11 protein-coding genes are annotated in these 12533 nt (G+C 38.2%); all 11 read right to left on the reverse strand.

Annotated elements, in window-relative coordinates; genetic code table 11:
* Positions 1–8 precede the first annotated feature (8 nt).
* The 11 genes from QWT87_RS00595 to QWT87_RS00645 all read right to left on the reverse strand — a co-directional run bounded on the left by QWT87_RS00595 (position 9) and on the right by QWT87_RS00645 (position 12498).
* The gene (locus tag QWT87_RS00595) at positions 9–2858 is read right to left on the reverse strand and encodes a hypothetical protein (RefSeq protein WP_302712647.1); all 2850 of its coding nucleotides are present in this window, start codon (positions 2856–2858) and stop codon (positions 9–11) included.
* Between the two features lie 24 nt (positions 2859–2882).
* A complete protein-coding gene (locus QWT87_RS00600) occupies positions 2883–5957 on the reverse strand; it encodes a baseplate J/gp47 family protein (protein ID WP_302712648.1) in 3075 nt (1024 codons plus the stop codon).
* An 89-nt stretch (positions 5958–6046) separates the two neighbouring features.
* Entirely contained in the window at positions 6047–6457 is a 411-nt protein-coding gene (locus tag QWT87_RS00605; RefSeq protein ID WP_087711249.1) for a GPW/gp25 family protein, read from the reverse strand.
* Between the two features lie 112 nt (positions 6458–6569).
* A complete protein-coding gene (locus QWT87_RS00610) occupies positions 6570–6860 on the reverse strand; it encodes a PAAR domain-containing protein (RefSeq protein ID WP_076394823.1) in 291 nt (96 codons plus the stop codon).
* Between the two features lie 2 nt (positions 6861–6862).
* Complete coding sequence (gene vgrG, locus QWT87_RS00615; RefSeq protein WP_302712650.1) at positions 6863–8608, reverse strand: type VI secretion system tip protein VgrG; 1746 nt, start codon at positions 8606–8608, stop codon at positions 6863–6865.
* Between the two features lies 1 nt (position 8609).
* On the reverse strand, positions 8610–9350 hold the full coding sequence (locus tag QWT87_RS00620; protein ID WP_116099933.1) for a CIS tube protein: 741 nt from the start codon (positions 9348–9350) through the stop codon (positions 8610–8612).
* Positions 9350–9511 (reverse strand): DUF5908 family protein, encoded by a 162-nt coding sequence (locus QWT87_RS00625; protein ID WP_185144443.1) that lies wholly within the window; start codon positions 9509–9511, stop codon positions 9350–9352. Before QWT87_RS00625 ends, QWT87_RS00620 begins: the two co-directional genes overlap by 1 nt.
* Positions 9512–9710: 199 nt before the next feature.
* Complete coding sequence (locus QWT87_RS00630; protein ID WP_076394817.1) at positions 9711–10178, reverse strand: phage tail protein; 468 nt, start codon at positions 10176–10178, stop codon at positions 9711–9713.
* 2 nt (positions 10179–10180) lie between these two features.
* The gene (locus tag QWT87_RS00635) at positions 10181–10612 is read right to left on the reverse strand and encodes a phage tail protein (RefSeq protein ID WP_076394813.1); all 432 of its coding nucleotides are present in this window, start codon (positions 10610–10612) and stop codon (positions 10181–10183) included.
* Between the two features lie 40 nt (positions 10613–10652).
* Complete coding sequence (locus QWT87_RS00640; RefSeq protein WP_302712657.1) at positions 10653–12041, reverse strand: phage tail sheath family protein; 1389 nt, start codon at positions 12039–12041, stop codon at positions 10653–10655.
* Positions 12042–12066: 25 nt separating this feature from the next.
* Positions 12067–12498, reverse strand: coding sequence for a phage tail protein (locus QWT87_RS00645; RefSeq protein ID WP_076394813.1), 432 nt, complete (start codon positions 12496–12498; stop codon positions 12067–12069).
* Between the last annotated feature and the right edge of the window lie 35 nt (positions 12499–12533).

The following is a 12533-nucleotide window of genomic DNA, read 5'->3' on the forward strand; positions in this document are numbered from 1 at the left end:
TTTCAATTTTATATGTTTGATTGTCCTAATATTATTTTTCCGTCCAGACTGTCGTTATCTTCCACAGCACAGTCTAAGAGTCTTCCCGGTCTGTAAATATTATTTAAGTTGGTAAGAGCCGTCAGTAAATTCTGAATGCTGTTTCCTAAATTGTTAAGGTTATTTTTTGCCTTATCCGAAAGATATTTTTTAAATGCCGTTTCAAATGCAGACAAATCGTTCTGAGCGGTTTGTTTTTCACTTAAACGATCTCCCACCCAACAGATTTTAGCCAGAATATGAGCCGGAATCTCCTGTCGGATCACAGTTTCTGCATAACGTCTGAAGTCAGGATCCTGAAAACGGTAGGCAAAGCCCGGAAGAACCACACTTATGCGGTAAGAATAAGGATCAAAAACATCATATTCACAGTCTTCTTCACAAGAGGACATTAAAGCATCTGCATAATCTATCGGATTTCCAGAAAGAATATCTCCGTCCTCATTAGGAGCTACTTCAAAAGAGGTTCCTACGATCATGCTTCCGATCCCTTCAAGATCCTGAAAAACTTTGAATGTGTCTTCTATGGACATACAACCAATTCCTTTGATCAGTTTGTAATCTTTGAATGCCGGTTTCAGCAATAAATGTTCTACAAGGAAAATTCCTTCTTCGGTAAAATCATATTTGAAATATCTTACCAGTTCTTCAATTCCCTTTTTTAATTCAGCTAAAGAAGGGTACGGATTGGTCATTTTATGAGTAGCCATTACGTTTTGTGGCTGGCTGTCATCCATAATTTCAAGATAATAGTTTCCTCCGGCAGACATTCGGATCTGAATATTCCCAATCAAATCATAATGAGTCTGATTTTCCTGTAAAAGCTCTAATGCATTTTTAAGATCTTCTTCGTCTATCTGAATGGTCTGGTAAATGGCTTCATGCAGATTTTTAGTTGCCGCATATTCGATATGGAATGAATTTACGGATGATAAAGTGATATTACTTTTTGCATCTTTTATTTTCCATGAATAGCTTGCCGTTCCGTCGTCACTTACCGATTTAATAATCGAAACAGGTGTTTGAGAAAGATTTCTCTGCTGATAATTTTTAATCCCCAGTAATCGAGCAATTCTTTTCTGTACCCCTGAAATATTGTCTGTATTCCAAACATTCGCAGTATCATCTAATGTATAATTATAACCCAATCCACGGTCTTTGCTCAACGATTTGTATTCGTTTAAGAAGGTTTCTTTATTGTTCAGTACAATTTCATCGGTAGATTTTCCGTACAGAGATTTCATCAGGAAAGTATAGTCGCTGAATGTTTCTGCAAAACGGGCAATCAAATGATCCAGCACTTCATTTCGGCGTTCCACACTGTTATCAAGCTCCTCGTATAAAGTATCTGTAAGTTTGTCGTCGTTTTCATCATAATCCGAAACCAATTCTTCAAAACCTTTGATGTTTTTAAGAGCCTGAGTAAAGAACGTTCTCTTTAAACCTCCACTGATACTTAAAACTTCTTTTACTTTTTCAAGGTGTTTGAAATAACTGGCAAGAATCTGGTCGAAAAACAAAAGATATCCTTTCATCTGTTTTGCCAAAGCTTCTCTTTCCGGGGTTGGATTTCCGATGATTCCGGAAATTCCTACTCCGTACGTATCCGGAAATTCATTTAAAATAGTCGCGTAATCCCCGATATCGTATGAAGTTCCCTGCGGCAGAGTCAACTCTTTATTTTGTCTTGCATCTTCTCTCAGTACTTCCTCCTCTTTTCTTAACGTTTCGAGATATTCATCTACTTTTTTAGTGTTAATATTCAACGGAAGCGCACCTTTCGTGTAACTGAATGAACTCAGATCGCAAAGCTCCGGTTTTTTACCTTTTTCAATACAGATCATCCAGTCATCGGTCTGCTTCACTGCACTGTCGCATCCGGCAATAGAAATTTCGTGGATTTCCTTCACTCCATCGATTTTCATGATTTCGCTGATGATATCAGAAAGTCGGACTTCTCTTCTTAACTGGCTTGCTTTCAATTCTTCAGTATCAATAAAACCATTATCGAGAATCGGTCCGTCAAAAATCTCATCTGTGGTAAGACCTTTTTCCAGCATCTGCTTTAATGAATAAAAATGAACTTCCGGAGCCAGATAATTGTTGATTGCTCTGATTACCTTTGCATGAACCAGTTCCTCATCTACTTTATTTACAAGTCCGATGCGGGCACATACTGCCACTTTCTGGGTTTCAATTTCTTTAATATCTACAAGATCTTCGCAAAGACCTCTGTTCTGGTGATAACGCTCCAGTATTTTTACTCTTGCATTCGATTTGTCACAATCTTCATTCTCACTATCGTCGATATCATCGGCATAATCTACATAAAGGTCATACAATCCTTTTACGTTAAAATGTTGTGTCTTTTCTCCGATAGGTTCAAAATCCAACTGTCCTGTTTTGCAATCCACATACAGCGTTTCGGTTCTCGGAACCAGCCAACAGTTGCTGATTGGTCTCGGATGACCGAATTTAAAGCTGATATCGATGAAGAGTTTTCTGTAATCAAGCTCCGTTAAAGGTCTGGAAGGTAAAACTTCCGTAGCTTTCAGGAATTGTGTATGAATATCTTTTTTTGCATCGTTTGAAGCAAGAATGTCTTCCATATTCATATTCATCCTCATCCCAAGATCTGTGATGGCGTAGCTTAAAACCTCCAGTGTGGTAATCCCCGGATCGTGAGAGTTATAATCTGTCCAAAGTTTTCCTCCTAATCCTTCTATATATTCAATACCTGTTCTGCGTAGAAAATGAAAATCGGTCTGATCCTGCGTTTCTATATTTTTGGGTATACTAATGTGCTTATTTTCTGACATAATTATGTTTCTGCTTGTTTGTTATTAAAGGCATACCTGTTCTGCAATAGTAACTTTGTGCTGTTTGGCAGATACGAGTATGGATTTCGGATCTACTTCGATTAAAGACTGTGTCTGTAAAACATTATTTACCAATATACTGGTCTCCTCAACGTAGTCTACATAATGCAGTTGTTCCAGATAATTAATGAGCTGATTAACATTCAGTTTCACATTAAAATCAATATCTTTAGTGTCTGTAAAAGCCCAAGGCGATATGTACTTTTTGATGTCTTCGTCTAATTGTTTTGTGTAAAATGTTTCATCATACTGATCGAAGAATTTCACCTTTGTTTCTACCTTCGCTTCTTTATAATTCGGGTTGATTACCTGAGCGTTGATGTGCATGGTATTCAATTCATTTATATAATTCTGAATTCTGTTCAGCGTGGCTCTGCTTACTCTTGGCTGATAAATATCAAAAGCGTTTTTATTTTTAATATTCGGAACAACCATCAGCGTAACGTATCCTGGAGCGAGGTAAGACTTTTCTGAAGTATGATTCAGGCATTTTACCTTGAAAACTTCCGGAAATTCCTGCAAAACGAGATGCTCGTAATCCCATTGTGTAACGGCTCTGTTTTTATGTCTCAGTCTTTCACTTACTCTTCTGTAGAATTCTGTATCTGTTTCTTTATATTTTCCGTCGAATGAGTTATACGGCTGGCTCACAGATTTTACCTGTGGAACTCTGGTAATAAGTCTGGAAATCGTATTGGCTTCCAAACCGTTGTTTAAGTGGGACAGATCGTTGTTCTGATTCTGGAATGTTGCCAGAACTGCCTGTGTATATATTCCCTGAACTTTACAAACCGCATCGTAACTTCTTCCTGACCTTGCTCTTACCCAGATTAACTGATCTGTAAATCTTGTGTAATTCAAATTAATATCTTTTGGAATTTTGAATTTTACAATTCCGGATTCCAGGAATTTTTTAGAATCATTCTGCAGCATAGAGTTTGAAAGATCAATCCATGTATTTCCGGAAAGGATGCTCCATTCGATATATTCTTTTTCTTCAAAAGTCTCGGCTAAAGGATTTTCGCTTCCTTCCAGCATCTGGATGAGAAGGGAAACCGTCATTTGCGGAACTGCTTCCAGACCGATGTACAATTCGCCTCCTTTCTGATGTACCGGAACAATGGTTTTCGTATCGATTTCCTTTTCATACTGCCCGAAAGCATCTTCATGATACATCTGTACTTCTTCACTTTTCAGAAGTTCTCCTTCAGAATCTTTTCTTAAAGAATGGTATGCAGTTTCTGTTGCGCTGTAGCTCAGTTCAATATCTTCCGCAAAAGGAATATAAGGTTCGTTCGGAACTACTTTCAGTTTTTGAGGATCTGATAAAACAAGCGTATATAATTTAGGATACAAGTCCTGCAATAAAGATTTCTTCAGTTTTACCCGTATCGCTTCGCCTGTACCTGCTTCATCACTGGTGCTTTTTACAGAAAACTGTGTCTGGTAAACATTTCCATTCTTTTTAAATAAAGCAATATCATTTTCCTGATTGTGCCAGATTTCTTTGTCTAACAACGCTGTATCGATCTTAAAATAATCGTCTCCTGTTACAACTGACGAATTTTTCAAATTATTAAAATCCTGCTGACTGATATTTGTATCCGGTTCCATGATATACCCGCTGTATAAATCCTTTATGGAAGCCGGCGTGTTTTTCCAATTGATGATAATGTCTGCGGTGTTCCACTTTTTAGAGAACATTTCAGGACATTTTATGTAAAAATTGGAACCTTTAATCGGCTGCGCAGTAAATGGATAATAGGATTTTTCGGAATTCAGTTCTCCATTGTCATTTTCAATCTGAAGAGATTTTATCCCTTTTACATCTACAGAAACTTCAATATTGTTGACCAATGCTTCTGAAAAAGCTTCATAGACTTCATAATATTTCTTCCCTTCAATCATGAATCTGAGAACAGGAAAGCTGGTCTGGAATGTTTCCTTCAGAACATCTTTATTGTATTTTACGATGGCAGGAAAATCTTTCGGTAATGTTAAAGAAAATGTTAAACGGTGTTTTTTATCACTTTTGGTTCCTGTTTCTCCATTTTCAGTACACTGTAATGCAATGTCGGACAACCATTCTTTTTCCCCGCTGCAAAGTACTTTGATGTTGTTCTGAAAGTCTTCTTTTTCAAGGTCTTTTAATTTTTGAACAGAATTTGCGTTGAAATCTATTTTCAGGGTAATTGTTCTGTCTCCTTCTTTTAAATCGAATAAAGATGATGCTACAGAAAAGCCCAGTTTCGCTTTTGGAAGTTCTTTATAGATCGATTTGTCCGAAGCTGTTTCTTCAGCATTGTATCCGAACGGCCACCAATAGTTTCCGCCTTCCGGCAGTTTTTCGCCCAAACCATCGGCAGAATTGGTAACCGGAGCCATTTTAAGCTCTTGTTTTCCGCCGTCGTTAAGAAGACTTTTAATTTCAACTACTTTTGCCTGATTGGCAATAAGTTCGTTATTGGTTTTGTAGACTCGTTTTTTTCCTTCCGCATCTTTATCTCCGTCCAGAAGTGTTCCTTCCGGAATTCTTTCCTGAATTGCTTTTTTAGCCAATTCAAAAATTACATAGACTTTGTCTTCTTTAGCATCATTCTTCTGAATCTGAAGGATCTCGTTATAGTAGAAATCCAGATGTCTTTTCGTTAAATTATTGAAAGCTTTTTTGGAAAAATCCAGCAATTTCAGAAAGCAGACGAACAAAGTAAGGTGAGGCGTTAGATTGCTGTCCTGTTCAAACTGGGAAATAAGATCTGTAACCTGTTTTTTCATACTTTTGTACTCTACGCTTTCTCTGCGCGGAATAGCATTGGTATCATCACCAAAGAAAAAGTTTCCCCACTTCTTATCTGGTATTGCTGTATCAGCATCTTTTTCAAAAAAATTTACATGACTGGCAAAATTGTTTGCAAATAGCAGCCAATCGAACAGATCGAAGTCGTGCAATTCGAGATTGCCGGGATCCAGATCTGCTAAAAAGCGCTGCATTTGTGATTTTCCTTCACGATAATGTGAAAATGTATCTGTTTTTTTCATTTGTTTATATTTATATTCTATGGTCAGATGCAATACTTAATGTAATGTTTCAGTAGTATTCAAAATGGTTACAAACATCCCGTAATTATTTATATTTCAGTAGCTTCACCTTTATAAAAAGGGAAAACCATATTGCTTCTGGTATTCGTATTCCTTACTTCGTAATCAATTTTTATCAACACTTCTCCTTCCAGTTCTTCCTGAGTATCGATGTCGATATTTAAAATGTTTATTCTGGGCTCGTGGTATAAAATGGCACGCTCGATGATTCCTTTCATCTGGGTAATCAGCGTTAAGTCCAAAGGTTTGAAAAGCATTTCCTGCAGGTCGCATCCGTAATCGGGGAACATGACGCGTTCTCCCGGTCTTGTGGAGAGTAAAATGATCAGACTGTTGTTGATGTCTTCCACATCTGTAGTCATTACCAGCTTTCCTTCAGTCTCATTAAACTCAGGCGGGAAACTCCAGCCTATTCCTAAAAAATCTGTATTTATTTTCATACGTTCTTGTATTATATTTAATTGTAACATCTCGCATCTGTAACATAGAGTTTTAGTTTTCTAACCGTTTGTTATTGATGTTTGTACATTTTTTAATCTTGCAGAATGTGTATCATCCGCCTATTAAAACAGTTGCTTCACCCGCGCTTATTACGCCTCCGTGAGCGGTAGAATCTCCCATTCTTGCGGCTGGTTTTCCGCCAATCATTACGCTTGAAGATCCTGCTGCAATGGTATCGGGCGGACCTGTGCATATTGCTTTGTCTCCTACTCTTGCTGCCGGTTTACCTCCTATAAGTACAGTAGGTTCACCTGCCGGAATGATGGGCCCGCCAACGTGCGGGGTAGTTCCCGTTACCATCGGACAGGTATGCATATCTGTAATTCTTGCTGCCGGTTTCATGATTAATTGATTTTAACTTGAGATCCTTTTACGATGGTTACTGCGCCTGATTTAAGCTCAGAACCGGAACTTCCTTCTGCTTTGAACTGTGCGGATGCTTTGATACCGATATTGGTTCCTTCCATCTTAATATCACCTTTTGCTTTGATCCTGATGTCTTTCCCACTTTCCATACTGATACCGTCTTTATTGAGGGTAAGAGTATTTTTATGCTCGTCTTCTATTTTAATGACATCTGCATCTTCGTCTACAGTTATTTTTTTGCCTTTTGGTGTTTCAAGGGTGTATGAAATTTTATCGTCATTAAAAATCATCTTCATTTTGCTGCGGGTAACAAATCCTTTTTCGTTGTTGTCATCGGAAGCTACAATAGGAGCCGGTTTTGCGCTGCTGTTCAGCATTCCCAGAACCACTGCATCATTGGGATCATCATTAATAAAACCAATGATTACCTCATCTCCGATTTCCGGTCTGAAGAACGATCCTCTGTTTTCTCCTGCATCAAGTGTGGCTACACGCGCCCAGATTCCCTCCTCTTCGTTATTGATGATCGGGATCTGCACCAGAATTCTGTCTTCTCCATCGGGATCGGATTCCAGTTGGGATACTTTCCCGATGTGCAGTCCGCTGATGGAAGGAATAATTCCTGAACCCGGCATTTCGCTCACATCATATGTTTCTGAGAACCATGTCGGAGAAAGCCCGAATTGTGCATCAACCAACCAGTTTCCTTCCGCGATTTCGTGACGGACGCCTGTTACGTAAATTTTTCCGTTGAAACGGTTTCCTACGCCTTGCAGCATTAATGAAACTCCCGGTTTTACAGCCGGAATTCCCTGAAATTTCACCCTTCCTCTGGTCTTTGCCAGTTGCTGGAAAGTTGCTTTCGCATCACTCCAGTCCTGAAGTTCACTCTGCGTAAGATTTCCACCATGTTTAAGCTGCAGATCGTCTATTCCAAATACTTTTGCCAGATCATCCGGTGAAAGGTTTCCGTTAAGTTTTACGCCAGGATCCTGAGCTTCCACTTCGGTAAGTTCCTGATCGGTATAGCTCCATGTTTTGGCTGAAATTTTTTTGAACTGATCTCTTGCGTCTATTTCTCCGTCAAATTCATGCACCGAAGATCCGTAAACCACTGTTTCCACTTCTTTTTTACTGAAATCGGGTTTCGCTATTTTAACGGTTCCGTCTTCTACAAAACAAAGTTTTCCGTTTGCCTGTGCTCTGGTGAGCATAAAATCCCAGTCGGAAGCTCTGTACTGAATCAATTCTTTGTGTGAATTTGAGGTAGCCTGAACATCGGCATTCAATCCGTTATTACTGATGAGTTCTCCGATAATGTCGCTGTCTTTGCTGTCGTAGAAATATTTACTTTTTCTGCCTAAAGTCATTTTCACCGCTTTATCCCTGCATTCTATGATGAGATAGGAAGAGCCGTTTCTTACTTTGATGTTGTGCTTTACAACAACTCCTTTAAAAATGCTTTCTTCGTCCGAATGGTAACCTGCGGTAATTTCAATTTCTTTTCCGGGAATCAGAAGATCTTCATTGCTTAGTTTAAAATCCTGTTCCGGTACGCTTCCATCCAAAATAACAATGTGGGCATAAGGAATTCTGTTTACTTCTTTTTCTACAACAATACTTTTTACCCCATATTTCCCGGGTAACTCGGTACCTCCGGACATTACTTTAAAAGTGATCAGATCCGGATTTTTTGATGTTTTTATGTATCCGCTATTGTTCATGTTATGCTATTTTTTCTATGGGTGGAAAGTAGAGTTCAGTTCCCGGTTTCAACTGTCTGAAATTGATGAGATTATTAACTTTAGCGACTTCCAGGTAATATTTGGAGTCTCCGTAGATTCTTTCAGTCATTAAGGGTAAAGTATCTCCTGCCTGTACGGTTCTTTTGTGGGTAAGGTCTGGAGAAGATTTTTTAGCTTTTTCTGCAATAAGTTCCTGACTGATACCTTCTACAAAAGTTGCTTTACCTATAGCTCTTAACGGTGTTCCATCTTTGTTGAACATTTTATAATCTACTGTAAACTCCGTAAGAGCACCTTTAAATTCAAATTCTCCCCATATCACAATAACACTATATGGTTTATGAAATGATCCCTTAAATTCACCTGTTGCTTTATAAAAACGTTCTAACTGTAAATTAACAGTATCATGCTTGAATTTATTTTTCTTTATGACATTGACAAGTTTATTACCCGAATATGTTTCCGTTACTCCAGTGCCATCAAATAAAAATTCCATTTGTAATGCTTGAGGAGCAACTTTAACAAATTTTGGACTACTTCCTGCTGCACCTTGCTCTTGGGCAGTGTTATATTCTATTTTACTGGTGAAAGAAAAACCTGTCGGATTAATAAAGGCTTCAAATGCATCACTATCAATAACACTTTTAAAGTTAATATCCTTGTACGTTCCTATCTTTACTTTCAAAACTTCTCCTCCTGTTTTCTTTATTTCTCCTATCATTATCTTTCTTTTTTACGTTTTTCTATATTTACTGCCTGCTCTACGCTTTCGCTAATTGCACACATAATTTTTCCTTCATCTACTGATGCGGTAGTTGTCGTTGCGGCTGCTTTTTCGTCCACATTTATTTTAATGTGAAGCTCTTTTATTTCTATTGGCATTTCGTTTATTTTTAATTAATTATTAATACGTAAAAAACTTAAAACCAATTATTTAACGTATTTATTTAAAAAAATCTAAGCACATAAAGCGTGTGTTCAGTCCTGTTATAGACCAATCCTTTATTTTTTTATCTTAAAATTTTTGCTGAATGTTATCCGAAAACTAACACACGGTAAGTGCTTAGATTTGATTTAGAAATTACAAGCCTAAACTTGCTAACGATGAGGGTATTTTGAAATATCTGTATTTCAGCTCTATTGTTTCAATGGCAAGCCTGCTTTCTTCTGCGTTGAATTCTGAAACGTTCCATTTTACCGGATAGGCTCCAACTACATTCCAGACCATTAAAGGGGCTGTAGACTGAAGTCCTCCTGAAAGTGTGATGACAAGATCTCTGGGTTCAAACTCGAAGTTTTCCATTGCATTTCTGCACCAGCTTATTAATCCTGAACTTACAATCAAGCCACGCTTAAGAACTAAATTTTCATATTTCGGTCTCAGAGGAAGCTGATGAAGAAATCTGTTTTCGCCTCCTTCGGCATATTCTTCGGTCTGAATTTCTGTAGATAAACCAGATATAGACTGAAATCTGGAGTCAATACCCTCTGTTGTCGAAATCCCGTTAACAATAAAAGAGAAACTGGTTGGAGGATATAAAAGAGCCATGATTAGTTATGTTCAATAGTTAAACCTTCGTGCGCAATTTCCAAAGTTTCAATTGCTACTTCATTACCTTCAGCTTTCAGATCGGTTGACTGTAATTTCAATGGGAAGGCATTTTTCACTTTCCACGTTACCGCAGGTGCGCCGTTCTCGTCTAAAAGAGAAATCGTAATGGATCTTCTTTCTACCGTGTTCATCTGAACCGTCTGCAACCATTCGAAATAATCGTTATCGCCTTTGAAAGTGCCTCTTTTTAAAGTGATGTTTCCGAATTTTGCCATTCCAGGCATTTTGATCTTGCTGAAATCCGGACTTGCTCCCTGTCTGTATTCAATGATATCGCGCTCGATGCTTAATCCCGAAACTTCCTGAAAACCGATGTTCGTTCCGCCCCAGTCTACTTCAAAGGAAAACTTTACTAATGGATATGTATTCATAATTGTCTTTATTTAATTTTGTTATTTCTTTGTTTAATTTTTACGCTTCCTGCAGTTTGTGTGAGAAACGAAGAACAATAAATTCTGCCGGACGAACTGCCGCCATACCGATTTCCACGATCATTCTGCCTTCAAGGATATCCTGTGCAGACATGGTTTTATTTAAGCCAACGCTTACATAGTAAGCTTCTTCCGGCTTGCTTCCTGCCAATGCTCCGTCCTGCCACTGCTGGTTCAGGAAGTTTTCGATCATGGTCTGTACGCGAACCCATGTATTGGCTGTGTTCGGTTCAAATACGAAACGTTCCGTTGCTTTTTTCACGGATTCTTCTACCATGTTGAAGAATCTGCGTACTGAAATGTATCTCCATTCGTTGCTGTTGCCGTCAAGCGTTCTTGCTCCCCAAACCAATGTCCCTTTTCCTGTAAAAGATCTGATAACGTTGATGGATTTTCCTGAAGTAGGATCTACATTAAGAGTCATCTGATCTTCGTGAGAAACTTTTACTGTAGGAGCCACTACATAGCTAAGTCCAACATTAGCAGGCGCTTTGAATACTCCGGAAGTGCTGTCTACTTTTGCATACACACCGGCAACTGCTGAGGACGGAGCCATCACTACTCTTTCAGACTCGATTGCTGCTTTAGCATTATTATACAGCTCTGTTCTGTTGGATTTTAGCCATTTTAAATTGTCTACATAGCCATTTGGAAGAGACAAAACATTTCCTGAGTCATCTTTTTCTTCAAAACTTGTAATTTTAACATCTTCATCTTCAAAGCTATGCGTTAAAACAGTTTCCAATTTCGGATAATAAGCAGCTCCATATTTCAAACGCTCTCCGCTTTGTCCTGAAGTTACATTATCTCTAAAGTCCTTAACTATATTAGCAGAATCTCCAAGAACGTCCATAATAACAAACCTGTCTTTCATTTCCTCTGCATGATTCAAAGCCAATCCATACAAACCGTAAGCCTCTAATGCTGGTAAAGATTCTGCATCTGGAAAAACGATTAGCGTAGGCTCATCTTCTTTTTCAAGAGTCTTAAGTCCTGTTTCTAATTCGCTTTTTAATACTTTTGTAGGATATCCTGAAGCTACTCCAACAGAAACAATATAACATGGACCGCCACCGTTTGCAAAATACATTTGCATAGCATGGTACATTTTGAATTTATCTAATTTAGTGGTATCAAAAGTGGTAGAGACGGTATTGTCTTTAACAGAAATTTTGATCTCTTTACCTTCGTTTTTTCCTTTACCAAAAACAGCCTCATATTCTAATAGAGAAGAAATTCTTGTCGGCTCATTTTTTGGTCCTTTTTCTGTATATCCGATGAAAGCAGGGATCGCTGTTTCTACTTGTGCTACGGAAGGCGGAAATTTTGCTAGTTCCTCCACGTAAACACCTGGTGTTTTGTAATTCATTTTGTTAAAAATTTAAAATTAATATTTAGTTATGTTCAATAGTTAAACCTTCGTGCGCAATTTCCAAAGTTTCAATTGCTACTTCATTACCTTCAGCTTTCAGATCGGTTGACTGTAATTTCAATGGGAAGGCATTTTTCACTTTCCACGTTACCGCAGGTGCGCCGTTCTCGTCTAAAAGAGAAATCGTAATGGATCTTCTTTCTACCGTGTTCATCTGAACCGTCTGCAACCATTCGAAATAATCGTTATCGCCTTTGAAAGTGCCTCTTTTTAAAGTGATGTTTCCGAATTTTGCCATTCCAGGCATTTTGATCTTGCTGAAATCCGGACTTGCTCCCTGTCTGTATTCAATGATATCGCGCTCGATGCTTAATCCCGAAACTTCCTGAAAACCGATGTTCGTTCCGCCCCAGTCTACTTCAAAGGAAAACTTTACTAATGGATATGTATTCATAATTGTCTTTATTTAATTTTGTTATTTCTTTGTTT

Origin of the sequence: Chryseobacterium urinae, from assembly GCF_030518295.1 — a bacterium.
GTDB classification, from domain to species: Bacteria; Bacteroidota; Bacteroidia; order Flavobacteriales; family Weeksellaceae; genus Chryseobacterium; species Chryseobacterium mucoviscidosis.